Source organism: Cryobacterium breve (assembly GCF_004402375.1).
Lineage (GTDB): Bacteria > Actinomycetota > Actinomycetes > Actinomycetales > Microbacteriaceae > Cryobacterium > Cryobacterium breve.
Window position 1 is genome coordinate 166551 of the sequence record NZ_SOGJ01000023.1, and the last position, 25738, is coordinate 192288.

Consider the following 25738-nt stretch of genomic DNA (forward strand, 5'->3'; position numbering starts at 1 on the left):
CGGTGACGGCAGCTACCATGGTTGTATGGTCAACGTTCTCCAATTCACCGACGTTTCCGTCGTCCGGGATGGCACAACCATCCTCGACTCAGTGAACTGGAGTGTTGATGATGACCAGCGATGGGTGATCCTCGGCCCGAACGGGGCTGGCAAGACCACCCTGCTGCAGATCGCCGCCGCGCTGGTCCACCCATCGAAGGGCAAGGCCGTGGTGCTCGAAGAGCCCATCGGCCGTACCGACCTGTTCGAGCTTCGACCGCGCATCGGCTTCGCGTCGACGGCGATGGCCCGCCGGGTTCCGGCGAGTGAGAAGGTCATCGACGTCGTCATGACGGCCGCCTACTCGGTCACCGGGCGCTGGACGGAAGAGTACGAGACCATCGACGAGCGCCGCGCCCAGCGGGTGCTGGGGGAGTGGAAGCTTGACGCTCTGGCCGCCCGCAAGTTCGGCACTCTCAGCGACGGAGAGCAGAAGCGCGTCCAGATCGCCCGCTCGATAATGACCGACCCCGAAGTCCTCCTGCTGGATGAACCGGCCGCGAGCCTCGACCTCGGCGCCCGCGAAGAGCTGCTGCAGCTCCTCGGCGGCTATGCAAGTGAGCCGGGCTCACCAGCCATAATCATGGTCACCCACCATGTCGAGGAGATCCCCCTCGGGTTCACGCACGTGCTGCTCCTGTCCGGCGGCCGCATCGTCAGCGCCGGGCCCCTGGCCGATGCTCTGACCCCGGGAACACTGTCCGAGGCGTTCGGGCTTCCGATCGAGCTGCGCGAAACTGAAGGCCGGTTCAGCGCCCGCGCGGTCTAACCGAAATCGGATGGCCGAGATCGGATGGCGGTCATCGCCACCGGATTCTGCTAAACTCGACAGTCGGTCCTAGGACCGCACGTTTTTTCTGCCGCCCCTGGCGAGTCTGAAACCGCTCAGCGAAGCGCAACTCACCAATCGAACAGCAATAAGGAAGTCTCATGAAGTCTGACATTCACCCCACGTACGCTCCCGTGGTTTTCCGCGACCTCGCGTCGGGTGCGACGTTCCTTACCCGTTCGACGGTCGGCAGTGCTAAGACCATCGAGTGGACTGACGGAGCGACCTACCCGGTCATCGACGTTGAAATCTCATCTGAGTCGCACCCGTTCTACACCGGCAAACAGCGCATCATGGACTCCGCCGGACGCGTCGAGAAGTTCAACTCGCGCTACAAGGGCTTCGGCAAGTAACCACGCCGCACAGCCACACCATGCGCTGTACACCACGGCGTGTAGCGCAGGAAGGGCGACCAGCTTCGGCTGGTCGCCCTTCCTGCGTTCGAGCCCGGGTCGTGCTGCTCGCGGAACCGTGGCTAGCGCTCGGGCCAGCCGCCGGCAGCAGTGAATTCCGGGTCGCGTTCGCGGCGCATATACGCCTGGAAATTCTCCGCCTGCTGCTGGGCCCACTGGCCCTGCAAGACATGCAGTTCGCCGACGGTGACCGGCAGTGCCGTCAGATGCGCCCGGGCGATGGCCTGTGCGACCCGACCGGCGGCGATCGCGTCCGCGCCGGAGTCGTGGGCAGCATTGAGCGTGACGCCATAGAACGCACTGGTTACCTCAAGGGTTCGCTTTCCTTTACGGTAACGATCCACGGCCTTGTCGATGACCAGCGGATCGACCACGGGCGAGGGGGTGTCGAGCGGGGTTACACCGTAGCGAATCGACTCCCGGTTGAGCAGGGTGAGGTCGTAGGGGGCGTTGTAGGCCACCAGGGGAAGCCCGCGAGCGAGATGCTCCCGGATGGTCGCCACGATCTCGGCGACGCCCTCCGCTGCGCGCCGACCGTTCTGCGCAGCGTGCTCGGTCGTGATTCCATGGACGTTCGTGGCCTGGGCAGGGATTTCGATGCCAGGGTCCAGTAGCCAGTCGACGCGCTCGAGCACTTCTCCGGCCACATCGATGATGGCCACGGTGGCCGACACGATACGGCTCGTCTCCACGTCGATGCCGGTCGTCTCGAGGTCGAAAACGGCGAGGGTGTCACTCCAGTTGCTCATGGGGAAAGCCTATGGCCGACCACTGTCATGCACGGGTGTCCACGCGTCCGTGCCGCCGAATCCGTGAACCAGGCCCGGTCAGCCGCAGTGCAGCCAGTAGAAATTCTGCGCCCCCAGGGTCAGGGTCACGGCGCCCTCCTCGTCGAAGCTCGGGAACACGGAGCCGCCGAAGATGTCGTAGAGATGCAGGCTGGTCAGGGCCGGGTCCTCGATGCGTACGGCGATCGGGTTGTGCGAGAAGCTGAAGACGCAGAGGAGCGTCTCCGGCTGATCCCCGAGGCTCGTTCCCGACCCGGTGTATTCGCGGGTGAAGGCCAGCACCGACTCGTGGCTCGTGGACACCGCCCGCAGGGTGCCGAGCCCGAAGACCGGATGGCTCTTGCGCACATGGATGACGTTGCGCATCCAGTGCAGCAGCGAATTAGACTGCGCCAGGTGCGATTCCACGTTGGTCTGCGTGTAGTTGAAGACCAGCGACTGTACGACCGGAAGAAACAGCTTCCCAGGGTCTGCAGCTGAGAAACCGGCGTTGCGGTCGGGTGTCCACTGCATGGGGGTGCGCGTGCTGTCCCGGTCGGGGAGCCAGATGTTGTCCCCCATTCCGATCTCGTCCCCGTAGTAGAGGAACGGACTACCGGGAAGTGCGAAGAGCAGGGCGTGGGCGAGCTCCATCTCAGCACGCGAATTGTCCAGCAGGGGGGCAAGGCGACGTCGGATGCCGACGTTCGCGCGCATTCGCGGGTCGTAGGCGTACCAACCGTACATGGCTTGACGGTACTCCTCGCTCACCATTTCCAGGGTCAGCTCGTCGTGATTGCGGAGGAAGACCGCCCAACCCGCGGCCGCGGGGATATCCGTAGTCTCGGAGAGCACCCGCACGAGCTCGCCGGCGCGCTGCGAGCGCAGGGAGTAGAAGATCCGGGGCATGACCGGGAAATCGAATGCCATATGACATTCCGGTTCGGGTTCGGACCCGAAGAATGCCGCCACCTCACGGGGCCACTGGTTTGCCTCGGCGATGAGGATCCGGCCGGGATAATCCCGGTCCACCATCGTGCGCAATTTCCGGACGAATTCGTGGGTGGGCGGCTCGCCCTCCCCATTGCCCTCTTCGGACTCGTACAGATACGGAACGGCGTCGAGCCGGAATCCGTCGACGCCCAGGTCGAGCCAATAACGCACGATTTCGAGAATGGAGTCATGCACCTTCGGGTTGTCGAAGTTGAGGTCCGGTTGGTGCGAGAAGAACCGGTGGAAGTAGAACTGCCGTCGCACCGAGTCGAAGGCCCAGTTCGAGTCCTCCGTGTCGGTGAAGATGATGCGGACGTGCGGGTACTTCTCGTCGGTGTCGCTCCACACGTAGAAATCGCCGTATGCACCGTCGGGATGCTTCCTGGACTGCTGAAACCAGTCGTGCTGATCCGAAGTGTGGTTCAGCGGCAGGTCGATAATGAGGCGCAAATTGCGTTCGTGTGCCTTTGTGACCAGCTCCTTGAACTCCTCAAGGGTGCCGAATTCAGGCAGGATCGACCGGTAGTCGGTGACGTCGTAGCCGCCGTCCTTCAACGGGGAGGTGAAGAAGGGAGGAATCCAGAGCGCGTCGACGCCGAGCCATTGCAGATAGTCGAGCCGGGAGATGAGACCGGCCAGGTCGCCCACGCCGTCGCCGTTGCTGTCGACGAACGAGCGCACCATCACTTCGTAGAACAGGGAACGTCGATACCAGTGCGGGTCCAGGGTGAGCCCGGGGAGCTGGATGGGGGCGGTGAAGCTCATGGCGTTCCTTCCGGCGGCCATCAGCCGCCCTAAACTTGGGTTGATGAATGTTCCTTCGCCTTACGACGCCTTGCTCGCCCGGATTCCCGTGAGGGTTCGGGATGTCACGGTGTTCGGCAGCGTAACCCGTTATTGGGACTACGGCGATGCGGCCGCAGCCACCACGATTGTGATGGTGCACGGGTTCCGCGGGGACCACCACGGCCTCGAACCCGTGGTCGCCCAGCTGCCCGGATTCCGCATGATTTCCCCTGACCTGCCCGGATTCGGCGAGTCCGGGGTGCTCACGGAGGCCAAGCACGACATCGACGGCTACGGCCGGTGGCTGGCGGAGTTCGTGGCGGCGCTGGCGTTGACCGGACGGGTGGTGGTGCTTGGGCACTCGTTCGGGTCTATCATCGTGGCCGCCGGTGTCGCGGGGGGACTGCACTCCGACGACGTGGTTCTGGTCAATCCCATAGCCGCTCCCGCCCTGTCCGGGCCGCGCGGTATCCTCACCCGCCTTGCTGTCTTCTACTACTGGGCGGCTGCTCGACTGCCGGAAGGCCTTGGCTTCGCGCTACTGCGCAACCGCGTCATCGTCAGGGTGATGAGCGTGACCATGGCGAAAACGTCGGACCCCGGGCTGCGTCGCTGGATTCACGACCAGCACGACCGGTATTTCTCCGCGTTCGCGGACCGCCGGGTGGTGCTCGAGGCCTTCACCGCTTCGGTGGGCGCCGACGTGAGCGAGTTCGCCGCCGGCATCCCGCAGCGCACGCTGCTGATCGCGGCGGAGAAAGACGACATCACCCCGGTCGCGGCCCAGCACCGGTTGCAGGAGCTGTTCCCCGACGCCACCCTGCGGGTCCTTCCCGAGGTGGGGCACCTGATCCACTACGAGGTGCCGGCGCAGGCCGCCGACGCCGTGCGCCTCTTCCTCGCCGCGGAGGTCACGACATGAGGATCGTGTTCGACTGTCGCTACACCCGGTTCGACCGGCATGACGGCATCAGTCGGTACACCGCCGGCCTGGTCACGGAGCTGGGCAAACTGCACCCGGTGACCATGCTGATCTCCGACCACCGCCAGCTCGCCCTGCTTCCGGACCTGCCCTGGCAGCTTGTGAGCGCGCCCACCAGCATCCGGGAACCATTCATCGCCCGAAAGATCAATCAGTTGCGGCCCGACGTCGTGTTCACTCCGATGCAGACGATGGGCTCCTGGGGCCGGCAATACCGTCTGCTCCTCACCGTGCACGACCTGATCTACTACCGCAATCGCACCCCGCCGCGGGACCTGCCCAGCCTGCTGCGCCTCGCCTGGCGGATCTACCACTTGTCCTGGTGGCCGCAACGAATGCTGCTGAACCGGGCCGACGGTGTGGTGACCGTCTCGGAAACCACTCGCCGCCTGATCGAGGCGAACCGGCTGACCCGACGGCCGGTCACGGTCATCCACAATGCCGCGGACTCATTCTCGACACCGCCGACCCCGCGCTCGGCTCCAGACACGGGCAGCCTCGTCTATATGGGGTCGTTCATGCCCTACAAGAACGTGGAGACGCTGGTGCGGGCGACGGCCGAGCTGCCGGACCACGAACTCCACCTGATGAGCCGGATCAGTGACGAGGAACGCGAACGACTCACCACCCTGGTGCCGCAGGCGAGGCTCGTCTTCCACAACGGAGTCGACGATGAGGAATATGCACGGGTGCTGAGCTCGGCGACCGCATTGGTCACGGCCTCGCTCGACGAGGGCTTCGGCATCCCGCTCGTCGAGGCGATGAGCCTGGGAATTCCCGTCGTGGTGAGCGACATCCCCATCTTCCGGGAGATCGGCCGCGACGCCGCGCTGTACTTCGAGCCCACGAGCAGCGACGCGCTGGTCGCGGCCGTGCGCCGGCTCGGCGCGGGGGAGTGGGCGGCCCGGTCCGCGGCATCCGTCCACGAGGCCGCCCGGTTCACCTGGCGCGACTCCGCGGCCCGGCTCCTGGCATTGCTCACGGAGCCGGACGTCGACCCAGGTCGGATCAGCGACCCGCCCCGCAGCATCGCCCTCCCTGAGCCGACTCAGCCTGTGTAGTGCGTGTTCTCGGCCTCGCCACGCAGGGTCGCGTCGAAGTGCGTGAGCTCGAGCCGGCCAGCTCGCCAGACGAAGTCGTGCACCGAGCCGTTAGCGATGAGCTCGTTCTGGCGTGGTCGCTCTCCCGCCGTAGCGTGACGGAGCAGGGTGCCGATCACGCCGCCATGGCAGACCACGAGCACCGACTGGCCACGGCGGGCCGCGGAGAGGCGCTCGAAGGCCGGTAGCACCCGGTCGAGCACTTCCTGCCTGGTCTCCAGGCCGGGGACGGTGACGCCGTCGGGAAAGCGGAGCTTTCGCTCGGCGAAGGTCAGGCCCTCGATCTGGCCGTGGTGGCGTTCGGTGAGCTCTGCGATGACCTCCGGGCTGGGCAAACCGAGTTCCCCGGCGATGATCCGGGCCGTCTCGTGCGCTCGGCCGAGCGGGCTGGTCACGATCGCATCCCAGCTGCGGGACTGCAGTCGCAGCCCGGCCTCGGCGGCCTGCGCTCGTCCCGTCGAATTGAGTGGGATATCGGTGCTGCCCTGGATGCGGGTGTGCAGATTCCACTCGGTCTGTCCGTGTCGCACAATCGAAAGTCTGGTCATTCTGCCGTTCCTGTTGTCACCGGGAAAGTCTGGTCGCGCAGGCCGGTCAGCCGGCGAGCCGGTCGGCCAGCCCGGCCAACGACTCCGACGTGCCCGCTTCCAGCTTGATCATCGCCCGTCCGTCGCCCTTGGTCTCGCCGAGGTTGATGACGACGATCGGCAACTTGCGCCGGCGGGCCTGCTCCAGAAGGCGTATGCCCGAGTTGACGAACAGGGAGGAGCCGGCGATGATCAGGGCCTCCGCACCGGAGACGAGGGCCGTGGCCTCGGTGAACTTAACCGTGGGCACGAGTTCACCGAAGAAGACCACATTGGGTTTGAGCATGCCACCGCAGACCGAGCAGTCGGGGATGGTGAAGCCGTCGATGTCGGAGACGTCCGCGTCGCCGTCAGGGGCGGTGTTCACGGCGTCCGCTGTTCCCAGAGTCGGGTTGGCGGCTTCGAGGCGGCTGGCGACGCTGTCGCGGCCGAATGCCTGGTCGCAGTCCAGGCACACGACGAGGTCCAGGGACCCATGCAGGTCCACGACGTGGCGCGACCCGGCGCGCGTGTGCAAGCCGTCCACGTTCTGGGTGATGACGCCGCTGATCAGCCCGCTGAGCTCGAGTCGGGCGAGGGACCGGTGTCCCAGGTTGGGCTCGGCGGCGCGAAACCGGTGCCAGCCAACGTGGCTGCCTGCCCAGTAGCGTTTGCGGGCACGCTCGTCGTTGATGAAGGTGTCGAAGTTCATCGGCGTGCGCACGGGGGCGCCCTTGCCGCGGTAGTCGGGGATGCCGGAGTCGGTGCTGAGGCCGGCACCGGTCAGAACCGCGGTGTGGCGGCCGCGGAGCAATTCGGCCACGGCGTCCAGCGCGGCGGCAGGGGCGACGGAGGCGACCGGAATCGTCTTGGTGGTCATGGTGCTCCATCCTGTGTACACCGAGTCTAAACTCGTGAGTTTTCGAGTTGGACAGGGAACTGGCAGGCTGGTCAGATCTCCTCGTGAAAGGCGCCCCCGCTGTGCAGATCGTCCCCATAGAAAATCTCGACCTGCCCGGTCTTGTCGACTACGCCCGACTGACGGACGTGGCGCTGCGCCGTGTGAGCGAACCGGCCGGCGGCCTCTACATCGCCGAATCGAGCAAGGTCATCACGCGTGCCCTCGCGGCCGGGCACCGTCCCCGGTCCGTTCTGCTGCAAGAGCAGTGGCTTCCAGACGTGATCCCGCTGCTTGCGGATTGGCCGGACGTGCCCGTGTACGTCGGAGAGGCATCCGTGCTCGAACGCCTGACCGGTTACAACCTGCACCGCGGCGCCCTGGCGGCCATGCACCGCCCTGCCCTTGTGCCGGTGCACGAGGTGATCCGCGACGCCCGGCGCATCGTCATCCTTGAAGACATCGTCGACCACACCAACGTAGGCGCCATCTTCCGCTCGGTCGCCGGGCTCGGGGCGGATGCCGTGCTGATAACACCCCGCTGCGCCGACCCGCTCTACCGGCGAAGCGTGCGGGTGAGCATGGGCACGGTGCTGCAGGTCCCGTGGACCCGGCTGCCGGAATGGAGTGAGGCTGCCCCGCTGCTGCATGAGGCCGGTTTCCACCTAGCCGCCCTGGCACTCTCCGACAACGCCGTGAACCTCGACCGGTTCGCCGCGAACATCCCGGAACGGCTGGCTCTGATCCTCGGGGCGGAGGGCGACGGGCTCAGCACGCAGGCCCTCGCTGCCGCCGACACGGTCGTGACGATACCGATGCTGCACGGCGTCGATTCACTCAATGTGGCCTCGGCCAGCGCCGTCGCGCTGTATGCCCTGCGCGTCTGAACCACGGGGTGCTTGGTAGAGTCGTCGGATGCCACTGTCCCGACGCCAAATGTTCCTCCGCCGTCGGGTTGCCGTCGTAGCCGCCCTCGTCGTCGCAGTAGGCGGAATCGGCTACCTGGCCGGCACCGGGCTCGCGCCGGTGCCGGCCGCGGCTGTGGAGCTGGTTCAACCGGCCGCACTGACTCAGCCGGCCGCCGAACTCGACTGGCCCGACACGGGGGCAGGCGCCATCGGTGCGGTCGGCTACCCGGATCTGCTCGGGGACGCGGGCGAGCAGGAGTCGATGCCGATCGCCAGCATCACCAAGATGGTCACAGCCCTCGTGCTGCTCGAGGAGAAGCCGCTGACCGGTGACGAGTCGGGCCCGGACATCACCTTCACCGAGGCAGACGTCGACATCTACTACGACGTGATCGCCGAAGACGGATCGGTCGCTCCCGTCTCGGACGGTCTGGTGCTCAACCAGCGTGAGGCCTTCGAGGCCATGCTGCTGCCCTCCGCCAACAATTACAGCATTTCCTTGGCGATCTGGGCGTACGGTTCCGTGGAGGCCTATCTGACCGCCGCCGACTCGTGGCTGGCTGAGAACGGCCTGACGGACACTGCCGTGGCCGACACCAGCGGCTTGTCGCCCGCCAGCGTAAGCAGTCCGAGCGACCTGGTCACGATCGGGAAGCTCGCACTGGCGAATCCCGTGCTGGCCTCGATCGTCGCGATGCAGACATCCGATTTGCCCGGTATCGGAACCGTCGTCAACACCAACAAGTTGATCGGCACGCACGGGGTGACCGGGCTGAAGACGGGCACCACGGATGAGGCCGGCGCCTGCCTGCTGTACTCGGCCGAATTCGCCGTCGGCGACGAAACCGTCACCCTGGTCGGCGTCATGCTCGGCGGTGACACGCACACCGAGTTGAACGAATCGATCGTGGACCTGCTCGACAGCGTTGAACCCGGTTTCCGAGAGGTCACCCTCGCGGACAAGGGGGCCGCGTATGCGTCCTACGACACACAGTGGGGTCAGACGAGCCGGGCGGTTGCGGCCGAGTCGGCATCCGCCGTCGTGTGGTCCGACACGCCCATCACGGCGGTTTCGACGGCCCGCCCGGTCACTCTTGGCGAGGCCGGCGAAAAGGCGGGCGCCGTGGACTTCCAGGTGGGCGACACCACCGTGAGCGTGCCGCTGGTGCTCGAGCGCGAACTGACCGACCCAGGTCCCGGCTGGCGCTTTACCCACCCGGGGGCGCTAGCCGCGGGCTGAGCGACCTGCATCCCAACGGGTTCAGTGGCGCGGTTGGCTGAACGGCGCGGCGTCGGGGCGCTTGGGCAGCACATGGTCGCCGGACGACTGGTGGCGGATGCGACGCAGCACCCAGGGCAGCAAGTATTCTCGCGCCCACTGCATGTCCTCGGTTCGGGCCTCCCGGAAGGTACGGACCGGCAGAGGTTCTGGCTTCTGAGGTTGGAGTGAATTGGGCACGTTGAGGACGGACAGCACCGTCCGAGCCACCGTGTGATGACCGAGGGCATTCAGGTGCAGCCGGTCCGTGGACCACATGCCGGCATCCTGGATCGCGGTGAGCGACCAGAGGTCGGCGACGATGCAGTCGTACTTCGCCGCCACCGCGCGCATATTCTCGTTGTAGATGGCGATCTTGCCGCGGATGCCGCGGAACACGGGGGAGAAGCCCACATCGGCGCCCGTGAAGAGAACGATGGTCGCGTTGTCCCGGCTGAGGCGGGCAACCGCCTCCTCGCACCGGGCGGCGATCGCATCAGGGTCCGACCCGGGCCGGAGCACGTCGTTGCCGCCCGCCGAGAAGGTGATCAGGTCGGGGCGCAGTGCCAGTGCCGGGTCGATCTGCTCGGCTATGACCTGGTCGATCAGCTTGCCGCGCACGGCAAGGTTGGCGTAGGCGAAGTCCGGTGCGCCCTGGCTGAGCACCTCGGCGACGCGGTCCGACCAGCCCCGGTTGCCACCCGGGCTGTTCTGCTCCGGATCACCCACGCCCTCGGTGAAGGAATCGCCCAGGGCGACATAGCGGGACCACGGATGCATCGTCGTCGTCATGGCTCCATTCTCCCCCCGGACCCACAGGCGTCCGCGCAGCGGGTAAGTTCTTATGAAGTGAATACTCCACCCCCCTTCGGTCCTGCCCAGGGGACGAGTGCAGCCGAACACCTCTCGCCGTCGTTCCCAGAGCGCGCCGCATGGGGCACAGCCGGGAAGCTGCGGGCTTGGCAAGCAGAGGCATTGGAAGCGTATTTCGTTCACCAGCCGCGTGATTTCCTCGCCGCCGCGACGCCGGGCGCAGGCAAGACCACCTTCGCCCTGCGCCTCGCCGCAGAGCTCAAGGCCCGCCGGCTGATCGACAGCATTACCGTGGTCGCTCCCACTGAGCACCTCAAACGACAGTGGGCGGATGCCGCGGCACGAGCGGGCATCCGGCTTGACCCGAACTTCAAGAACGCCAACGGCCGCTACGGTAAGCACTACCACGGCATCGCAGTCACCTACGCCCAGGTGGCCAGCCGGGCGGCCCTGCACAGGCAGCTCACCCAGTCCAGCCGCACCCTCGTGATCCTCGACGAGGTGCACCACGGCGGAGACGCGCTGAGCTGGGGCGACGCGATCCGTGAGGCGTTCGAACCGGCCACCCGCCGGCTCTCGCTCACCGGCACCCCGTTCCGCTCGGACACCTCGCCCATTCCTTTTGTGAGTTACCTGCCCGACGAGCACGGCATTCGTCTGTCCCAGAGCGACTACAACTACGGCTACGGTCGCGCCCTCGAAGACGGCGTCGTGCGCCCGGTCATGTTCATGGTCTACGCCGGGCACATGAAGTGGCGCACGCGGGCGGGCGACGAGATGGAAGCCAAGCTCGGAGAGGGCAACACCAAGGACGTGACGTCCCAGGCCTGGCGCACGGCTCTGGAGCCCACCGGTCAGTGGATCCCCGCCGTTCTGCGGGCTGCCGACTTGCGCCTGACCCAGGTGCGCCACGGCATCCCGGATGCCGGTGGTCTTGTGATCGCGACCGACCAGACCATGGCGCGCGCCTATGCGGCCATCCTTCAGGAGATCTCGGGGGAGTCGGTCACCGTGGTGCTCTCCGACGAGAAGGAGTCGAGCGACCGGATCGACGAGTTCTCGCATAACACCTCGCGGTGGATGGTTGCGGTACGGATGGTGTCGGAGGGCGTCGACGTGCCTCGCCTCGCCGTAGGCGTCTACGCGACCAGCGCATCCACCCCGCTCTTCTTCGCCCAGGCGATCGGCCGGTTCGTTCGCGCCCGACGCCGAGGTGAGACGGCGTCCATTTTCCTGCCCAATGTTCCCAGCCTGCTCAGCCTGGCGAATGCGCTCGAGCTTGAGCGCGACCACGCCCTCGACCGCAGCAACCGCGACGACGGCGAAGACGGGATGTACAACCCTGAAGACGCTATGGTCGCCGACGCCAACAAGTCGGAGAAGGCCTCCGACGACCTCGGCGAGGAATTCACCTGGCAGGCCATTGATTCTCAGGCCACTTTCGACATGGTCATGTTCAACGGTGACGAGTTCGGCGAGTTGGCGGAGCCGGGCACCGACGAGGAATTCGACTTCATCGGCATCCCCGGGCTGCTCGAACCCGAGCAGGTTTCGGAGCTGTTGCGCCAGCGCCAGCACCGGCAGGCCAAACGCTCCACCGACCGCCGCAAGGACCCCGTCACGGGCGAGGTTTCCCCACCGGAGCCACCGCCGCTGTACCGAACCCTCAAGGAGCAGCGCACTCTGCTGGCGAGCCTCGTGGGCATGTGGTCGAAGCTGGCCGGGGAACCGCACGGAATGGTGCACGCCGAACTTCGCCGCGAGTGCGGCGGCCCCGCGGTGGCACAGGCGAGCGTGACCCAACTGCAGAACCGAATCGACCTGCTCCGCCGCCGACTCGGCCGCAGCTGACTCGGACGCAGCCGACTCAGACGACGGCTTCCCGCGCCACGTCGAGGGCGGTGAGGATGTCGTCGAGGAGGTCGTCGGGGTGCTCGAGGCCGATGGACAGCCGCACGATTCCAGCCCCGGGGCGGGCGCCGGCCTCCACCGGTCGGTGGGTGAGCGAGGCCGGATGCTGCACCAGGGAGTCGACTCCACCGAGGGAGACCGCGTGGGTGATCAGAGAGCAGGCCTCGGTGAACCGCACGGCCGCGTCGAATCCGCCGGCCAGATCCAGGGCTATGATCGACCCGGCACCGCTGGCCTGGCGGCCCAGAAGCCCCAGGGGATCCTGCCCGGGCAGAGCCGGATACAGCACCTGGGCGACGGACGGATGTCCGAGTAGGCGATCCGCGATCGTGCCGGCGGTTGCCTGCTGGGCGCGCACTCGCACCGGCAGCGTGCGCAGACCCCGATGCAGCAAATAGGCGGCGAACGGGTGCAGGACGCCGCCGGTCAGCGCGCGCACCTGCCGCAGGCGCGCCATCCAGCTTTCGGGACCGGAGACCGTGCCGCCCATCACGTCCCCGTGGCCGCCCAGGAATTTGGTCGCGCTGTGCAGCACGAGGGTTGCGCCTGACTCTGACGGACGCTGCAGCACGGGGGTGGCGAACGTGTTGTCGACCAGAACCGGCACACGTCCGGCTGATGCCACCACGGCCGCGATGTCGGTCAGGGAGAGCGTTGGGTTAGCCGGGGACTCCAGGATGACCAGCCCGGTGTCGGGTCGAATCGCCGCCGCGACCCCGTCAGTGTCGACCCAAGTCACCGTCGTGCCCAGCAGACCCGTGGCAAGTACATGGTCGGTGCCGCCGTAGATCGGTCGCAGCGCCACCACGTGTGGCGTGCCGGCGGCAACGGAAGCGATCAGCACTGCCGCCAGTGCGGCCATCCCGCTGGCGAAGGCGACCGTGCCCTCGGTGCCCTCCAACGCCGATAGGGCCGTTTCGAATCGGGCTACACCCGGCTGCCAGAGCCTCTGGTATACCGCGGAGTCACCCTCTCGCTTTGTGCCGCCGGTCGCTAGATTCTCATACGAGTCGCCGCCGCATTCGACGCCCGCCAGTGGGTTGGTCGTCGAGAGGTCGATCACGGGCACGTGTGATCCTGATGCGGTCACCCCCGTCATGCCGCCGTGCACGGCAATTGTGTCCAGGTGCGGGGTCAGCGTACGCGGGGTGGTCTCGTCGATCGGCAGCAGTGGCATCGTTGGCATCATGAAGAGACAAAAACAGAATCTGTGGCGATGCGCAAGATGGAGTGAAGACCCTTCCGAAACAAGTCGTTGAATCGCATAAGCTGCTCAAGGAAGAAAGAGTGTGGCGATGGAACCGAAGAAAACAGAAATCGACCGGGTCGACCGTGCACTGCTGCGTGCCCTGTCGGTCAATGCGCGTGCCTCCGGCGCAGCACTGGCCGCTGAGATCGGCGTCGCCGAATCGACCGTGTCGCTGCGCCTGCGGCGGCTCCAGCAGCTGGGACACATCCGAGGCTACCGGGCGAATATCGACCTCGCGGCGCTGGGTGCATCTTTACAGGCGCTGATCTCGGTGCGACTGGTCAAGCACGCCCGAGTGCAGATCGACGACTTCCGTTCTGCGGCGCCGCACTGGCCGGGCGTGATCGGCCTTTTCCACACCGCCGGTGCCGATGACTACCTGCTGCACGTGGCCGCGGCGGACGCCTCTGACTTGCGCGATTTCGTGCTCGAGCATCTCGCAGAGCATCCGGCCGTCGCCCACACTGAAACCAACCTCATTTTCGAGTATGTCGATGGCGACGGCTGGCAGGATCTCGTCAAGTAGGGCCGGTGACGCACAGAACGCCCCTGCCGAAGCAGGGGCGTTCTGGAAGCTCGTGAGCTGTGAGGCTCGGTGAGCAGTTGCGCTGTGCGCGCAGTTCCGCAGCTTAGAGGGCGCGGATGTTCTCGGCCTGAGGACCCTTGGGGCCCTGGGTTACCTCGAACTCGACCTTCTGGTTCTCGTCGAGCGACTTGTAGCCGTTCGAAGCGATCGCGGAGTAGTGCGCGAACACGTCAGCGCTTCCGTCGTCGGGAGCGATGAAGCCGAAGCCCTTTTCAGCGTTGAACCATTTCACGGTACCTGTTGCCATTATGAAACTCCTCCAGGAGTAATAGAAAGGCCCCGACTTTCGAGGCCGTTCGTCGCGGTATTCGTCGTCCGCTTCCGAAAGGAATACGCCGCGGCAACCGGAGTCACCACGTTTTAAGACGTGCAAGCACTACAACTACTGGGATAACTCTAGCCCACATCGCTCGGTTGCACCCGGATTCTGCGCTGATTCGGTTCCAAAGCGTTACGTTTCTTGCAAGAATTGCCCAAATCCGTGGAAGTGCTCAGTTCTCTGTGGTGACGAAGTCGATCAACTGCTCGACCCGGCCCAGAAGCTGCGGCTCAAGGTCGGCGTAGGTGCGCACCCGGCCGAGGATCCGTTGCCAGGCCCTGGCAATGTCGGCCTGCTCCTCGTGGGGCCAGCCGAGGGCCTCGCAGATACCGTGCTTCCACTCGATGCTGCGCGGAATGCTGGGCCAGGCTGCCATTCCCAGGCGTTCCGGTTTCACTGACTGCCAGACGTCGATGTACGGATGTCCGACCACCAGCACATTGCGTGCGTTTGGCCCGTGCGCCACGGCCTGGGCGATCCGGCTCTCCTTCGAGCCGGCGACGAGGTGATCGACCAATACCCCGACGCGTCGGGTGGGTCCCGGACGGAATTCCTTCAGGAGCACCTCGAGGTTGTCCACGCCCTGGATGTACTCGACCACGACGCCCTCGATGCGCAGGTCAGCGCCCCAAACCTTTTCGACCAGTTCTGCGTCGTGCCGGCCCTCGACGAAGATGCGGCTGGCCCTGGCTATGCGAGCCGGAGCATCCGTCACGGCTAAGGATCCCGATGCCGTGCGTGCACGGCTGTGCGAAGTGGAGCGTGCCGGTACGACGAGGACCACGGGCTCGCCGTCGATCAGGAAGCCGCCCCCGAGCGGGAAGAGCCGCAGCTTGCCATGGCGGTCTTCCAGGGTGACGATCTTCTTCTCGACCCGCACCACGGCGCCACAGAACCCGGTTGCAACTTCTTCGACAACGAGATCGGTCACAGCCTCCCGGTTCGGAATGACCTTTCGACCGCTCTCGCGCCAACCCGGGGAGAGCACATCCGCGCTGTACCGATCTGCGCCGTACTGGTCCGCGCCGTGACGTTCCTGCATATTCCGCTCGTCCATTCCTGGCCAATCTCGCTCCTGCGCCGTGCCGACGCCGGAATCGACGCTAGCGGATGCCCGGCGCAATCGAACCGGTGTCGGCGGGCGGTAGTAACCTAAGCGCTATGTGCGGTCGATTCATCATCACGGATACGGCGTCCGATCTCGCCGCGATGTTCGACGTCGAGCACGAGGGCGAGAATCTCCCTGCACCGTCGTGGAACATCAAGCCCACCGAACAGATCCCCATCGTGCTCGAGTCGGCGAAATCAGGGTCGGTCGTGCGGCGTCTCGAATCCGCGCGGTGGTCCCTCGTTCCCGCATTCGCAACCGAGCTCCAGGGCGGCTTCCCCACGTTCAATGCGCGCTCAGAAACCGCTGCGGCCAAGCCGACGTTCGCCACCTCGGTCGCCTCCCGACGAGCACTCGTGCCTGCCACCGGCTACTACGAGTGGCGCACGTCCGGCACAGTGAAGACCCCGTACTTCATCCACTCGGATGACGGGTTGCCGCTCTCCTTCGCCGGCCTGTACTCGTGGTGGCGAAATCCGGCACTGTCCGACGACGATCCGGCCCGCTGGGTTCTGTCGGCGACGATACTGACCCAGGACGCTGAGGGATCGCTGGCGGCCCTGCACGACCGCATGCCGGTGATCGTCGGCGAGGAGTGGTGGGACCAGTGGCTCGACCCCCATACGGTCGGAGACCAGGACCTGGTGAACGCGGCAGTGGCCGCATCCCGTGAATCGGGAGAAAGCCTGCGGTACCACGAGGTGGCTCCCGTGCGTGGCGATGGACCGGAACTGATCGAGCCCGTCGGGGAGCCGTCTACCATCTGACGAGCGAACCGGTACGCTCGATTCATCGGCCCGGCACCGCGTGCGGGCATCGCTCGAAAGGATCGCACCATGAACGCCGTCGCCTTCACCGTCGCAATGGCCATTTTCGTCTTCGGTCTCTGGCTGTTCGGGTTCGCATTCGAGGTGACGGCCTGGCAGTTGCCCATTTTCCTCAGCGGAATCCTCTGCGTTTCCCTGGCCGTGGCCATTCCGGTCCAGGTTCTCCGCGACTGACACCTTCGTTTTCCGGCCGGACAGCAGCATCCGTGCACGCCACACAGAGGACCGACCCGGTCGCCTTCCACGGTGAAGGTCCGGTCTGGTCCGAGAGTTGGGGCGGACTGCGCTGGGTTGATCTGTACGCCGGTGATGTGCTCTCCCTGCAGGGTGACACTGTCAGCCGCCGGCACGTCGGCAGTATTGCGGCGGCACTTCGTCCACGGCGCTCGGGCGGTGCCGTGATCGCTCTTGAGAGCGGTTTCGCACTGGAAGACGCTGCGGGCACGATCACCGATTTCGGTGCGCTGGAGCTTGACCCCGGGTTGCGGATGAACGATGGTGGCTGCGACCCGCATGGTCGCTTCTACTGCGGAACCATGGCCTACGACCAGTCGCCCGGGGCGGCACGGTTGTACCGGCTGGATCCGGACGGCACGGTGACTGTCGTCCTGGAGGGCCTCACCATCTCGAACGGGTTGGAGTGGAGCCCGGACGGCTCCCTCGCCTACTTCAACGACACCCCTAGCGGTCGGATCGCCGTGCTGGACTACTGCCGCGAGTCCGGCCTGACCGGGCTGCGCCGCTTCGCGGAGATCCCATCCGAAGACGGGTTTCCCGACGGCCTGACCGTTGACAGCGAGGGAGGTGTGTGGGTGGCTCTCTACGGAGGAAGCGCTGTGCGCCGGTACACGCCGGACGGCCGGCTCGACGGAATCGTGGACGTCGGCGCCACCAACGTGACTGCGTGCACGTTCGGCGGCAAAGAACTCAAGCAGCTCATCATCACCACCACGCGAGAGAACCTCAGGCCGGGGCAGGACCCGTTGGCAGGGTCACTCTTCGTGGCCGACGTCGGCGTGGCCGGCCGCCCGGTCCGGAAATTTGCGGGCTGATCAGCGCAGCAAACCGGCCACAAGGTTGATCAGGGTCGCCAGGATGAAAGACCCGAACAGGTACGACAGCAGGCTGTGGCGTAGGGCGGTCATCCGGATGGCGTGTAACTGCAAGGTCGTGTCGGACACCTGGAATGTCATCCCGATGGTGAACGCGAGGTACGCGAAATCCCCGTAGCTCGGCCGCTCGGCCTGGTTGAAATCCACACCGCCGGGCGTGCCCGAGTAGTACAGCGACGCGTACCGGAGAGTGAAGAGGGTGTGCACCAGCGTCCAGGAGAGCCCGACGCTGAGAACGGCTGCCGCCGCGAGCATGCCGCGCTGCGCACCAGTTGTGGCCTGGGTCCCAACCAGAAGCACCACCAGGGCGCCGAGACTTCCGAGGCTGCTGAGAAGGATCAGGATGTCGGCCGCGCCCCGGGATGAATCCTCCCCGGCTGCGTGGCGGGCCGTGCTCGCGATGTCCATCGGTCCGATGGTCAACCACACCCAGGAGACGTAGGTGACGCACGCTGCCGCCCAGCCGACGATCGGAGCCAGAGTCCAATCCGCGGATACTCCGGTTGCAGCGCCGATTACGACACCCACCGAGAACATGCCGAGCAATCGGGTGCTCGAGCGGTGCAGCCGACGATTCTGCCTTGTCATATGCCGATCGTGCCACGTATGCGTGATGTCCCGGGACGCGCCAAGACCGTCAGGCGAGATGCCAGCCTGGGTCGGTAGTGTGAGGTAACGAATGAACGGCGGTTCCACTGCAGGCCGCACTAACGCTGAAAGAGATCGCTGGATGTCAGAGAGCCCGACCGCGGCGTCGCCCTACGAGGTGCTCGGCGTCAGCCCGTCGGCAACCGACGACGAACTCCGTCGTGCCTACCGTCGTCTGCTCCGCCACACGCATCCGGATGTCGGCGGAGACGCCGCTTCCTTCCACGCCGTGCAGATTGCGTGGGAACGCATCGGAAGTCCGGGAAGCCGGGCCGACTACGACCGCCGTCGGTACCCGGAATCCACGGCCGAGCCGGTGCGAACCGCGTACGCGTCCGGTACCGGGCGCAGCCCGGCCACCCAGGCCGGACCGCGCGCACGTATGTACGGCCATCCGGGCGGTGAGGCGCGCCAGCGCTACCTGGACCTCCTCCGGGAGTGGGTCGGGCGTGGGCGCGCCATTGACGACCCGTACGAACCCGCGCTGATTCGTTCCGCGCCTCGGGAGATCCGGCACTGTCTGGCGAAGGCGCTGGCCGAGGAATCGACCGCGCAGCTCGTCTCGGGTCTTGGTATCGGCTTCACGGCTTGGCACGACGTGGTGGCAGGCACTCACCAGGCGAAGGTGGACCACGTCGTCCTCGGACCGGCCGGACTGTTCGCGGTCCTCTCCGAGGACTGGGGCGGAGCGGTTCAGCTTCGCCGCGGAGAGCTCGTCGGTGAGGCCCTCGGGCCCGACGATCGGCCCATCGAGGAGGTCGAAGGCGCCGTGCGGGCCCTTGCGAAGTCGCTCCGGATCCGATTCACAGCGGTCCTGATCGTGCTGCCTGACGATGCCCTCACGGAGCCGCTGGCCGTTCCCGGACGCGGCCGCCGACCGACGGTCATCACCTTGCCCCGGTCGCGACTGATCGGAGTGCTCCGGAGCGGGCTACCCGGGATGGACCGTGGCAGTTTCGAGAAGGTGTTCGAGGTGCGCAGCCGCCTGCAGGACGGTATCCGGTTCACCTCCGACTGACCCGGGCACGTGTCCGTAAGTCGCAGCGCTAGCCGCAGCGGAGGCCTCAGCGCAGGCCGAGCTTGTCAACCCAGTGGCGGAGGAACTTGGCACCCGCCGCATCGTGGATCAAGTCCCCTTCAACGATCACTGGGTAGGGGCGGTCGAGGATGCCGTCGGACGGCCGCACGTCCACGTGAGCCACGTCGTACCCGGCGGTGTGCAGATGGTCCGCCATCAGGTAGTCGCTACGCGAGTCCCCGACCGACCGCCAGACCAGGGGGAGCGAACCCGATTCGGAGAAGAAGGCCAGGGCCCGCTCCGCACCGCGGTCCTTGTCGAGGGTGACCGACTCGATGTCGGTGGAGATGATGGTCGGGTCGATCCGAAACCCCACGGCGCCGGCAGCGTCCGAAACGATGCGATCACCGAAACGGATGCCCAGCCCGAGTCCCACGAGCGCCGAGAATGCGGCCTCGGTGAACTCGGCGGCGGCCGTCTGGTACCGGGCGTCATCGGCATCCGTGCGCTGCTCGACGGATACCATGGCCTGCTTCGTCTCGTCGAAGAACATCGTGTCGGCGAAACGGTCCGCCACGAGGGTGCGCAGCAGCTCGACGGCAGCAACGGGCAGGGCCACTGTTTCGTCGATGACGATGTCGCCTATGCCTTCGGCCGTGATCGGGAACCAGACGGCGCCCTTCTCGCAGACGCCGTACATTCGCATCGATTCAGGAAGGCCGGCAGCCCGAAGCGGCGCGACAACCTGCTCGCGGATGAAGGTTGACGACCGGCCGGTGATGAAGGCGATGGGAACGTTGGCTCCGGCCAGCCGGATGAGGTCCGTGATGATGCTGGGCGTGGCGATGGTGCGGGTGACGGGGCTGGCGATCGGCCCGTCCACGTCGAGGAGCAGGCCGAGAGGGGAGACAATATCGCGCATGCCTCAGTCTTTCACGGGCTGAGATTTCTGCGCGCCGTGCCGGTCCGGCTCGGCGCGCGGCGCCGGGATCAGCGTACCTCCATCGTCACTGTGCCGTTCGTGGTCGAGTCCCTGGGCGGCACCGCTCTGCGGGCGCGGGTGTCTGGAGCGGTGGCAGTCCTCCTGGCGGTCGACCTGCAGGGTGCGCGGCCTTGTCCACGAGAGTAACCGCGACCGGTGCGGGAGCAACTATTCTTATCCGAGATGATTACGCGACGAATGGCTGCACTGCGCCTCGATATTCCGCTCGAAATGGCGCAGCGCCACGATCTGCCCGCCCGGATGTCCGAGGCCGAGCTGGCTGAGATCGAGCGCACCCCGCCGGCGTGGCTCGTTCAGTCCCGTGCCAACCGCACCGGCAGGAAGCCGGTCTGGGTGGAACTTCGCTGCGAAGTCTGCGGGTTCTCCGAGGCCGCGCGCCCCAAGAAATGGTGGCCGGCGTTCACGTACCTGACCTGCGACTACCACGGTCCCGAAGAGCTCCCAGGTCCTGCCGCCGGTCTGAGTCGCACCGAGGTCGACGGCATCGGCAACGCCTTTATCGGCATCGTCGACGAAGCACCCTGAACTCTCACCCGGACATTCGAGCGCGGCGAAAGCCGGGGAACGCTCACGAGCTGAGGTCTGGGCGATCACGATCGCCGCATGCGTGCCGACGGCGCTGTTCGGGGCGACGGGGGAGAGTCTCTTCCAGCGGCTCTCCAGCGCCGGACCCACGGTGGAGGGTGAGGCAGGCCGGGCCGCCGACCTGCTGCGGGGTGATGACGGGAAGGACACGGAGTCGTTGTCCCTGCTCATCCACGGGGTCTACCTGTCAGCTCCGGAACGCGGCCCTGGCCTTGGCGGTGGCGACGCTGCTGAACGTCACGGGCACGACACCGCCGCTGAAGGTCAACGGCTACGGGGTGTCACGGGTCGGCGTCGAGCAGAGCGAGGGTCCGGCCGTCGTGCGGGAGATCCGGTACGACCGGCCCGACTTCGAGAAGGGCCCGTGGTGGGCGCCCCGGTGGAGGCATCCGATCCACGCTCGCTTCGGGAGGCGCGTGTAGAAGGCGGTTACGCCGGATTCGCCGGTCAATCCCGCCCGACGGACAGGGACTGCCCGTCCAGGTCGTCGTGGTGGATCCGGTCGGCCAGCCTGCTCAGCGGCTCACCGCTACCGCCCCACCGCTCGGCGATGATTTCCGCGGCGATGGACACCGCCGTTTCTTCCGGCGTGCGGGAGCCGAGGTCCAGCCCGATCGGGCTGTGCAGTCTCGCCAGGTCAGTCTCGGCTAGACCGGCCTCGCGCAGCCGGGTCAGGCGGTCCTCGTGGGTGCGCCGCGACCCCATGGCGCCGATGTACGCGAACGGGCCACGGGTCAGGGCCACCTCGAGGAGCGGCACGTCGAATTTCGGGTCGTGGGTGAGCACGCAGATGACCGTGCGCTCGTCCACGAGCCCGGCCGTGACCTGTTCAGCCAGATAGCGGTGCGGCCACCCGACGATGACTTCCTCGGCCTCCGGGAACCGGGCTGGAGTGGCGAAGACCGCCCGGGCGTCGCACACCGTGACGCGGTAGCCGAGGAAGGAAGCCAGCCGGGCCAGGGCAGCGGCAAAATCGATGGCGCCGAACACCAGCATCCGTGGCCGCGGCGCGTAGCTGTTGACAAAGACCCGCATCCCCTCACCGCGCCGTTCGCCGTCGGGGCCGTAGGTGAGGGTGCTGTTGCTCCCGGCAGCGAGCAGTCCGCGGGCATCGTCGCTCACGGCCCGGTTCGCTCGTTCCGAGCCCAGATCCCCGTCGGAACCGTGCGGCCGGATGATCAGGTGGCGGCCCAGTCGGCTGGGATCGGGGTGCTCGATCACGGTGGCGACCCCTACCGCAGCGGATACGGCGATGTCCTGCTCCACCTCAGCCAGCTCTGGGAAGCTCTGCTGGCTGACCGGCTCGACGAAGACATCGAGGACGCCGCCGCAGGTCAGTCCCACGGAAAAGGCCTCATCGTCGCTGATGCCGTAGCGCACGAGCACCGGAACGCCATGCTCGATGACCTGGGCGGCGAGATCGTAGACGGCACCCTCCACGCAGCCACCGGACAGCGACCCAACCACCTCTCCGTCCGCGGTGACCAGCATCGACGCTCCCGCAGGCCTGGGGGCGGACTGAAAGGTCCGCACAACGGTCGCCAGGCCGACGACGGCGCCGTCCTGCCATCCCGCCACAAGCGGTTTCAGAACCTCACGCACAAGTGGAGACCTTTCCAGGTTGGCTCATCCGGGCTACCGGCTGCTCGCTCGGCGCCCGATGTGATGGTCGATGAACGCCACCGCGGCGATCAGCCCGAGGAGCTTGGGCAGGCTGCTGGGCTGGTCTATGACGATGCCCCGGGCCAGATCGAGGGCGCTCAGGCTAGATTCGGCGGCCGGCTGCGGTGCGCTGGGTTCGGGTGCCCACCCGGCGGTCGTGGACTTCGCTGCGTCATCCGGGGTCGCTACCGGTGGCTGCACCGAGGCGGTCCTGGTCTCGGCGACCGACTCGGTGACCTGCCCCGCCGCCGGTTCGGCTGCCGGACCCGCGACCATGGCCTGCAGGTTCTCGGCGAAAAGGGTCATCATCTGGTCTGTCACGCTGCCGATTATGCTGCGCCCCATTGCGGCCACTTTGCCGGAGAGGGCGACATCGGCGACCGTGCCCTGGGTCTGGCCGTCCGCCTCGACGAGCGTGAGCGCGGCTGTGCCCTGCGCGGTCCCCTGGCCGCGGGTTTCTTGCGTGCGCCCCTCGAACACGGCCCGATGACCGGACGCATCACGTTCGACCACCGTCAGCTGTTCTCTGTACTGCATGGTCACCGGACCCAGTTTCACTTTCATTCCCACCTGATAGGCGTCGTCCGAAAGCTTGTTCAGCACCTGTGCTCCCGGTACGCAGCCGGCAACACGTTCGGAGTCCATCAAAGTCTTCCACACCTCGTCGATCGGTGCGACGACGGAGAACGTGCTGTTGATGTCCATTATCGGGTCCTCATATTCTCGAGTGTTTCCGAGCGGTCGGCGCGGATCGCCGCCGCTACTTCTGCCAGGGCCGCGTAACTGTGCCCGCCGACGAACGCGTCCAGGGAGGGCAATGCGGCCTGCATTCCGCCCACAACCGGTTCGTAGTCCACGGCGCCCTTCCTCGGGTTGACCCAGACGATGCGGTAGGAAGGGCGACGCAGCCTCGCCATCTGGGCGCGCACCAATTCCGGGTCGTCGAGGGCGCACCCGTCCGAGATGATCACGATGACCGCCCCGCGGGCGAGTGCGCGCCGGCCCCAGGCATCTACGAATTGACGGATGCTCTCCGTTAGCCGCGTGCCGCCCGCCGCTCGACGGCGGTCGGCCGAGTGCGAGGCTCGGAACCGGTCGACGGCGGAGCGTTCTGGTCACCGCGGAAGTCCGACGGGTCGAGCGTTCTGGTGAGCACGGCGTCGAGGACAGCGTCGAACACGGACACCTGCTCCCGGGAGGAGACCAAGACCACCCGGCACGTCCAAGACAACGGGTCGCGGGCGTGGGGCGGAACCAGTGGGAGGGCCTCAGCCAACCGGGCGGCCCGATCCGGAGAACCCGGCACGCCCGCGCGGCGCAGTGCCGCGCTGAACCCGGCCGCCAACGCCGCTGCTTCGACGCTCGTCCGGCCTGCCCCGGCTGGATGGGCACGCCGGATTCCTGGTGATCCCCGGTCAGCCATGATCACCCCCGACCAGCCACGCGGCTCCCCGGCCGACAGCGAGGTCGAGGTCGTCGCGGTTCTTCAGGACCGACCCCCAGGTACGGTCCACACCGCCGGCGTCGAGCTGGTCGACGCCGAGCACGGTCAGGGCCGAGACCCAGTCGATGGCCTCGGCGATGCCGGGCGGCTTCGCCAGGTCCAGGGAGCGCAGCCGGGTGATGGCCGACGCCGCCTGCAGTGCGATCGGTGCGGCGCTGTCCGGCACCCGGCAGCGCACGATCTCGGCGATCCGCTGCGGCGTCGGATAGTCGATCCAGTGGTACAGGCACCGCCGGGTCAGGGCATCGTGCAGGTCACGGGTTCGAGTGGAGGTCAGGATCACGATCGGTGGATGCGTGGCCCGCACCGTGCCCAGCTCGGGCCTCGGCCAGCCTGATTCCCAGCAACTGGCGGGGGTAGGTCCACTCGTAGAGGGCCTCTCCCGTATCGATGCCCTCAGAGCACTGCAGCCGGAACAGTGGAGTGTCCAGCACCCGCGTCAGCCGGCGAACATCGTCCTCGGCACCCATACGAGCGGCGCCGTTCATTGTTTCCGTCCTAGTTGTGCCTGCCCCATCCGTGCCTGCCCCGATTCGGCGAGCGCCCGCTGATAATTCGCCTCGGTGTCGATCTCGAGAGGGATCGGTCCGCCACGACCCGGGACTCCAGCCCGTGACGTTCCAAAAGGCTGATCGCATCGTCGACAGTGCTGGCGCGCACAAAGTCGAAGGGAGCTGGAATCTGCACAGGGGCCTCCACCTCAATAAGGGGGCCGGCGGCAGGGACGGGCGCGGAATTGAAAGTCATAGTGCTCCGGGGCCTGCGGGGTGTCAACGCGAATCGGTGCGCTCTCCGAGTTGCCGGCGAGCCGGTCGCCGGGCTCCACGCCGCAGGCCCTTGAGTATTGTCTTCGGCCTTGACAGGCTGATGTCGCGCCGCTCAATTCGGATCGGCGTTCCACCACCAGGGAAAGGAACAAGACGAATGGCATTCATCACGGTCGGGCAGGAAAACAGCACGGACATCGAGCTCTACTATGAGGACCACGGCACTGGCCAGGTCGTCGTTCTGATTCACGGCTATCCGCTCGACGGTCATTCCTGGGAGAAGCAGTCCAGGGTGCTCCTCGAGGCTGGCTACCGCGTCATCACCTACGACCGACGTGGATTCGGTGCGTCTAGCCAGCCCACGGCGGGATACGACTACGACACCTTCGCGGCCGATCTCGACACGGTGCTGACGACGTTGGACCTGCGGGACGTCGTGCTCGTAGGATTTTCCATGGGCACCGGCGAACTCGGTCGGTACGTGGGCACCTACGGAACGAGCCGGGTTTCGAAGCTCGCCTTCCTCGCTTCCCTCGAGCCGTTCCTGCTGCTGACCGATGACAATCCGTCCGGCGTGCCGAAATCCGTCTTCGATGGGATTGTCGGCGCGGCGACGGCTGACCGGTACGCATGGTTCACCGATTTTTTCGGGAACTTCTACAATCTCGACGAGAACCTCGGCAGCCGTGTCAGCGAGGAGGCCGTGCGGTCAAGCTGGAACGCTGCCGCGCGGAGCGCGGCCCTCGCGGCCTACGCCGTCGTGCCCACCTGGTACGAGGACTTCCGCCCGGATGTGGCCGCGGTGCGAGCGTCTCAGCTGGCGACCCTGATCGTGCACGGCGACGCCGACCGGATCCTGCCCATCGACTCCACTGGGCGCCCCTTCCACGCAGCGCTGCCTGAAGCGGAATACGTGGAGATCGCCGGAGCGCCGCACGGACTGCTCTGGACCCATTCGGACGACATCAACCGGATTCTGCTGGCCTTCCTGGCCCGTTAGCCGCCACAATACGAGAAGGCCCCGGAGACGAATCGCCGGGGCCTTGTGCACTGTCTCAACCAGCGCTCGTCCGGTCACAGTAAAACA

Annotated in this window: 30 protein-coding genes and 1 pseudogene; 15 read left to right on the top strand and 16 right to left on the bottom strand. The window is 66.5% G+C overall.

The genetic code is table 11. The annotated features are described in order from the left end of the window. Nucleotides 1-25 precede the first annotated feature (25 nt). Complete coding sequence (locus tag E3O65_RS10710) at nucleotides 26-808, top strand: ABC transporter ATP-binding protein (RefSeq protein WP_134363712.1); 783 nt, start codon at nucleotides 26-28, stop codon at nucleotides 806-808. Between the two features lie 161 nt (nucleotides 809-969). After that, nucleotides 970-1221 carry a type B 50S ribosomal protein L31 gene (locus E3O65_RS10715; protein ID WP_134363713.1) on the top strand — a complete coding sequence of 84 codons (252 nt, stop codon included), beginning with the start codon at nucleotides 970-972 and terminating at the stop codon, nucleotides 1219-1221. A gap of 122 nt (nucleotides 1222-1343) precedes the next feature. Here the strand turns inward: E3O65_RS10715 and E3O65_RS10720 are convergent, their stop codons facing one another. Together E3O65_RS10720 and treS are read right to left on the bottom strand one after the other, a co-directional pair. Beyond that, nucleotides 1344-2030, bottom strand: coding sequence for a 3'-5' exonuclease (locus E3O65_RS10720; protein ID WP_134363714.1), 687 nt, complete (start codon nucleotides 2028-2030; stop codon nucleotides 1344-1346). A gap of 78 nt (nucleotides 2031-2108) precedes the next feature. Beyond that, on the bottom strand, nucleotides 2109-3806 hold the full coding sequence (treS, locus tag E3O65_RS10725; RefSeq protein WP_134363715.1) for a maltose alpha-D-glucosyltransferase: 1698 nt from the start codon (nucleotides 3804-3806) through the stop codon (nucleotides 2109-2111). 43 nt (nucleotides 3807-3849) lie between these two features. Here treS and E3O65_RS10730 point away from each other — a divergent pair, with 43 nt between their 5' ends. Then, nucleotides 3850-4749, top strand: coding sequence for an alpha/beta fold hydrolase (locus tag E3O65_RS10730; protein ID WP_134363716.1), 900 nt, complete (start codon nucleotides 3850-3852; stop codon nucleotides 4747-4749). Next, complete coding sequence (locus tag E3O65_RS10735) at nucleotides 4746-5870, top strand: glycosyltransferase family 4 protein (RefSeq protein ID WP_134363717.1); 1125 nt, start codon at nucleotides 4746-4748, stop codon at nucleotides 5868-5870. Before E3O65_RS10730 ends, E3O65_RS10735 begins: the two co-directional genes overlap by 4 nt. On the opposite strand, the gene E3O65_RS10740 is transcribed toward E3O65_RS10735, so the two are convergent. Together E3O65_RS10740 and E3O65_RS10745 are read right to left on the bottom strand one after the other, a co-directional pair. Then, the gene (locus E3O65_RS10740; RefSeq protein WP_134363718.1) at nucleotides 5858-6457 is read right to left on the bottom strand and encodes a histidine phosphatase family protein; all 600 of its coding nucleotides are present in this window, start codon (nucleotides 6455-6457) and stop codon (nucleotides 5858-5860) included. The two genes, E3O65_RS10735 and E3O65_RS10740, sit on opposite strands and share 13 nt — an antisense overlap. A gap of 46 nt (nucleotides 6458-6503) precedes the next feature. Next, nucleotides 6504-7355 (bottom strand): Sir2 family NAD-dependent protein deacetylase, encoded by an 852-nt coding sequence (locus E3O65_RS10745; RefSeq protein ID WP_134363719.1) that lies wholly within the window; start codon nucleotides 7353-7355, stop codon nucleotides 6504-6506. A 101-nt stretch (nucleotides 7356-7456) separates the two neighbouring features. Here E3O65_RS10745 and E3O65_RS10750 point away from each other — a divergent pair, with 101 nt between their 5' ends. Next, nucleotides 7457-8260 (top strand): TrmH family RNA methyltransferase, encoded by an 804-nt coding sequence (locus E3O65_RS10750; protein WP_134363720.1) that lies wholly within the window; start codon nucleotides 7457-7459, stop codon nucleotides 8258-8260. Between the two features lie 28 nt (nucleotides 8261-8288). Continuing rightward, nucleotides 8289-9521 (top strand): D-alanyl-D-alanine carboxypeptidase family protein, encoded by a 1233-nt coding sequence (locus tag E3O65_RS10755; protein WP_134363721.1) that lies wholly within the window; start codon nucleotides 8289-8291, stop codon nucleotides 9519-9521. Nucleotides 9522-9542: 21 nt separating this feature from the next. Here the strand turns inward: E3O65_RS10755 and E3O65_RS10760 are convergent, their stop codons facing one another. Next, entirely contained in the window at nucleotides 9543-10331 is a 789-nt protein-coding gene (locus E3O65_RS10760) for an SGNH/GDSL hydrolase family protein (RefSeq protein WP_134363722.1), read from the bottom strand. Here E3O65_RS10760 and E3O65_RS10765 point away from each other — a divergent pair. Beyond that, nucleotides 10314-12203: a DEAD/DEAH box helicase gene (locus E3O65_RS10765; RefSeq protein WP_134363723.1), complete on the top strand. Its 1890-nt coding sequence runs from the start codon at nucleotides 10314-10316 to the stop codon at nucleotides 12201-12203. The genes E3O65_RS10760 and E3O65_RS10765 overlap by 18 nt on opposite strands. A gap of 16 nt (nucleotides 12204-12219) precedes the next feature. On the opposite strand, the gene E3O65_RS10770 is transcribed toward E3O65_RS10765, so the two are convergent. Next, nucleotides 12220-13440 (bottom strand): trans-sulfuration enzyme family protein, encoded by a 1221-nt coding sequence (locus E3O65_RS10770; RefSeq protein WP_134364097.1) that lies wholly within the window; start codon nucleotides 13438-13440, stop codon nucleotides 12220-12222. A gap of 118 nt (nucleotides 13441-13558) precedes the next feature. Here E3O65_RS10770 and E3O65_RS10775 point away from each other — a divergent pair, with 118 nt between their 5' ends. Then, a complete protein-coding gene (locus tag E3O65_RS10775) occupies nucleotides 13559-14038 on the top strand; it encodes an Lrp/AsnC family transcriptional regulator (RefSeq protein ID WP_134363724.1) in 480 nt (159 codons plus the stop codon). 103 nt (nucleotides 14039-14141) lie between these two features. Here the strand turns inward: E3O65_RS10775 and cspE are convergent, their stop codons facing one another. Together cspE and E3O65_RS10785 are read right to left on the bottom strand one after the other, a co-directional pair. Next, on the bottom strand, nucleotides 14142-14345 hold the full coding sequence (cspE, locus tag E3O65_RS10780) for a transcription antiterminator/RNA stability regulator CspE (protein WP_035840308.1): 204 nt from the start codon (nucleotides 14343-14345) through the stop codon (nucleotides 14142-14144). Between the two features lie 244 nt (nucleotides 14346-14589). Next, complete coding sequence (locus E3O65_RS10785) at nucleotides 14590-15474, bottom strand: DUF3097 domain-containing protein (protein WP_241985595.1); 885 nt, start codon at nucleotides 15472-15474, stop codon at nucleotides 14590-14592. A gap of 104 nt (nucleotides 15475-15578) precedes the next feature. Here E3O65_RS10785 and E3O65_RS10790 point away from each other — a divergent pair, with 104 nt between their 5' ends. From E3O65_RS10790 to E3O65_RS10795, 3 genes are all read left to right on the top strand, one after another. Further along, complete coding sequence (locus tag E3O65_RS10790) at nucleotides 15579-16292, top strand: SOS response-associated peptidase (RefSeq protein ID WP_134363725.1); 714 nt, start codon at nucleotides 15579-15581, stop codon at nucleotides 16290-16292. A gap of 69 nt (nucleotides 16293-16361) precedes the next feature. Continuing rightward, nucleotides 16362-16526, top strand: coding sequence for a hypothetical protein (locus tag E3O65_RS16725; protein WP_166785726.1), 165 nt, complete (start codon nucleotides 16362-16364; stop codon nucleotides 16524-16526). A gap of 32 nt (nucleotides 16527-16558) precedes the next feature. Then, on the top strand, nucleotides 16559-17404 hold the full coding sequence (locus tag E3O65_RS10795; RefSeq protein ID WP_134363726.1) for an SMP-30/gluconolactonase/LRE family protein: 846 nt from the start codon (nucleotides 16559-16561) through the stop codon (nucleotides 17402-17404). On the opposite strand, the gene E3O65_RS10800 is transcribed toward E3O65_RS10795, so the two are convergent. Beyond that, complete coding sequence (locus E3O65_RS10800) at nucleotides 17405-18052, bottom strand: DUF1345 domain-containing protein (RefSeq protein ID WP_241985594.1); 648 nt, start codon at nucleotides 18050-18052, stop codon at nucleotides 17405-17407. Between the two features lie 142 nt (nucleotides 18053-18194). Between E3O65_RS10800 and E3O65_RS10805 the strand changes: the two genes are divergently transcribed. After that, nucleotides 18195-19130 (top strand): DnaJ domain-containing protein, encoded by a 936-nt coding sequence (locus tag E3O65_RS10805; protein ID WP_134363727.1) that lies wholly within the window; start codon nucleotides 18195-18197, stop codon nucleotides 19128-19130. A 46-nt stretch (nucleotides 19131-19176) separates the two neighbouring features. Here E3O65_RS10805 and E3O65_RS10810 read toward each other — a convergent pair whose 3' ends face one another. Beyond that, entirely contained in the window at nucleotides 19177-20052 is an 876-nt protein-coding gene (locus E3O65_RS10810) for a Cof-type HAD-IIB family hydrolase (protein ID WP_134363728.1), read from the bottom strand. A 243-nt stretch (nucleotides 20053-20295) separates the two neighbouring features. Between E3O65_RS10810 and E3O65_RS10815 the strand changes: the two genes are divergently transcribed. Then, the gene (locus E3O65_RS10815) at nucleotides 20296-20658 is read left to right on the top strand and encodes a hypothetical protein (RefSeq protein ID WP_134363729.1); all 363 of its coding nucleotides are present in this window, start codon (nucleotides 20296-20298) and stop codon (nucleotides 20656-20658) included. 278 nt (nucleotides 20659-20936) lie between these two features. Beyond that, on the top strand, nucleotides 20937-21140 hold the full coding sequence (locus E3O65_RS10820; protein ID WP_134363730.1) for a hypothetical protein: 204 nt from the start codon (nucleotides 20937-20939) through the stop codon (nucleotides 21138-21140). Between the two features lie 25 nt (nucleotides 21141-21165). On the opposite strand, the gene E3O65_RS10825 is transcribed toward E3O65_RS10820, so the two are convergent. The 6 genes and pseudogenes from E3O65_RS10825 to E3O65_RS17200 all read right to left on the bottom strand — a co-directional run bounded on the left by E3O65_RS10825 (nucleotide 21166) and on the right by E3O65_RS17200 (nucleotide 24372). Next, on the bottom strand, nucleotides 21166-22320 hold the full coding sequence (locus tag E3O65_RS10825; RefSeq protein WP_134363731.1) for an XdhC family protein: 1155 nt from the start codon (nucleotides 22318-22320) through the stop codon (nucleotides 21166-21168). Between the two features lie 33 nt (nucleotides 22321-22353). Continuing rightward, the gene (locus E3O65_RS10830; RefSeq protein ID WP_134363732.1) at nucleotides 22354-23085 is read right to left on the bottom strand and encodes an SRPBCC family protein; all 732 of its coding nucleotides are present in this window, start codon (nucleotides 23083-23085) and stop codon (nucleotides 22354-22356) included. Continuing rightward, nucleotides 23085-23432 (bottom strand): annotated as a pseudogene (locus E3O65_RS17190) (VWA domain-containing protein); the annotation flags it as partial. The pseudogene E3O65_RS17190 and the gene E3O65_RS10830, both read right to left, overlap by 1 nt. Continuing rightward, nucleotides 23417-23803 carry a hypothetical protein gene (locus E3O65_RS17195; protein WP_241985593.1) on the bottom strand — a complete coding sequence of 129 codons (387 nt, stop codon included), beginning with the start codon at nucleotides 23801-23803 and terminating at the stop codon, nucleotides 23417-23419. The pseudogene E3O65_RS17190 and the gene E3O65_RS17195, both read right to left, overlap by 16 nt. Next, a complete protein-coding gene (locus E3O65_RS10840) occupies nucleotides 23796-24167 on the bottom strand; it encodes a MoxR family ATPase (protein ID WP_241985592.1) in 372 nt (123 codons plus the stop codon). The genes E3O65_RS17195 and E3O65_RS10840 overlap by 8 nt, the downstream gene beginning before the upstream one ends. Continuing rightward, nucleotides 24139-24372, bottom strand: coding sequence for a hypothetical protein (locus E3O65_RS17200; RefSeq protein WP_241985591.1), 234 nt, complete (start codon nucleotides 24370-24372; stop codon nucleotides 24139-24141). The genes E3O65_RS10840 and E3O65_RS17200 overlap by 29 nt, the downstream gene beginning before the upstream one ends. Nucleotides 24373-24808: 436 nt before the next feature. On the opposite strand from E3O65_RS17200, the gene E3O65_RS10850 reads away from it, so the two are divergent. After that, nucleotides 24809-25651: an alpha/beta fold hydrolase gene (locus E3O65_RS10850; protein ID WP_134363733.1), complete on the top strand. Its 843-nt coding sequence runs from the start codon at nucleotides 24809-24811 to the stop codon at nucleotides 25649-25651. Nucleotides 25652-25738: the final 87 nt, after the last annotated feature.

Coding starts and splice junctions, on each gene's coding strand:
- E3O65_RS10765 (WP_134363723.1), top strand. CDS start 10,314: ATGCATCGTCGTCGTCATGGCTCCATTCTCCCCCCGGACCCACAGGCG.
- E3O65_RS10810 (WP_134363728.1), bottom strand. CDS start 20,052: ATGCGCGATATTGTCTCCCCTCTCGGCCTGCTCCTCGACGTGGACGGG.
- E3O65_RS10745 (WP_134363719.1), bottom strand. CDS start 7,355: ATGACCACCAAGACGATTCCGGTCGCCTCCGTCGCCCCTGCCGCCGCG.
- E3O65_RS10800 (WP_241985594.1), bottom strand. CDS start 18,052: ATGACAAGGCAGAATCGTCGGCTGCACCGCTCGAGCACCCGATTGCTC.
- E3O65_RS10710 (WP_134363712.1), top strand. CDS start 26: ATGGTCAACGTTCTCCAATTCACCGACGTTTCCGTCGTCCGGGATGGC.
- E3O65_RS10850 (WP_134363733.1), top strand. CDS start 24,809: ATGGCATTCATCACGGTCGGGCAGGAAAACAGCACGGACATCGAGCTC.
- E3O65_RS17200 (WP_241985591.1), bottom strand. CDS start 24,372: ATGAACGGCGCCGCTCGTATGGGTGCCGAGGACGATGTTCGCCGGCTG.
- E3O65_RS10790 (WP_134363725.1), top strand. CDS start 15,579: ATGTGCGGTCGATTCATCATCACGGATACGGCGTCCGATCTCGCCGCG.
- E3O65_RS10755 (WP_134363721.1), top strand. CDS start 8,289: ATGCCACTGTCCCGACGCCAAATGTTCCTCCGCCGTCGGGTTGCCGTC.
- E3O65_RS16725 (WP_166785726.1), top strand. CDS start 16,362: ATGAACGCCGTCGCCTTCACCGTCGCAATGGCCATTTTCGTCTTCGGT.
- E3O65_RS10760 (WP_134363722.1), bottom strand. CDS start 10,331: ATGACGACGACGATGCATCCGTGGTCCCGCTATGTCGCCCTGGGCGAT.
- cspE (WP_035840308.1), bottom strand. CDS start 14,345: ATGGCAACAGGTACCGTGAAATGGTTCAACGCTGAAAAGGGCTTCGGC.
- E3O65_RS10735 (WP_134363717.1), top strand. CDS start 4,746: ATGAGGATCGTGTTCGACTGTCGCTACACCCGGTTCGACCGGCATGAC.
- E3O65_RS10785 (WP_241985595.1), bottom strand. CDS start 15,474: ATGGACGAGCGGAATATGCAGGAACGTCACGGCGCGGACCAGTACGGC.
- treS (WP_134363715.1), bottom strand. CDS start 3,806: ATGAGCTTCACCGCCCCCATCCAGCTCCCCGGGCTCACCCTGGACCCG.
- E3O65_RS10720 (WP_134363714.1), bottom strand. CDS start 2,030: ATGAGCAACTGGAGTGACACCCTCGCCGTTTTCGACCTCGAGACGACC.
- E3O65_RS17195 (WP_241985593.1), bottom strand. CDS start 23,803: ATGGCTGACCGGGGATCACCAGGAATCCGGCGTGCCCATCCAGCCGGG.
- E3O65_RS10740 (WP_134363718.1), bottom strand. CDS start 6,457: ATGACCAGACTTTCGATTGTGCGACACGGACAGACCGAGTGGAATCTG.
- E3O65_RS10715 (WP_134363713.1), top strand. CDS start 970: ATGAAGTCTGACATTCACCCCACGTACGCTCCCGTGGTTTTCCGCGAC.
- E3O65_RS10830 (WP_134363732.1), bottom strand. CDS start 23,085: ATGGACATCAACAGCACGTTCTCCGTCGTCGCACCGATCGACGAGGTG.
- E3O65_RS10770 (WP_134364097.1), bottom strand. CDS start 13,440: ATGCCACTGCTGCCGATCGACGAGACCACCCCGCGTACGCTGACCCCG.
- E3O65_RS10730 (WP_134363716.1), top strand. CDS start 3,850: ATGAATGTTCCTTCGCCTTACGACGCCTTGCTCGCCCGGATTCCCGTG.
- E3O65_RS10775 (WP_134363724.1), top strand. CDS start 13,559: ATGGAACCGAAGAAAACAGAAATCGACCGGGTCGACCGTGCACTGCTG.
- E3O65_RS10815 (WP_134363729.1), top strand. CDS start 20,296: ATGATTACGCGACGAATGGCTGCACTGCGCCTCGATATTCCGCTCGAA.
- E3O65_RS10805 (WP_134363727.1), top strand. CDS start 18,195: ATGTCAGAGAGCCCGACCGCGGCGTCGCCCTACGAGGTGCTCGGCGTC.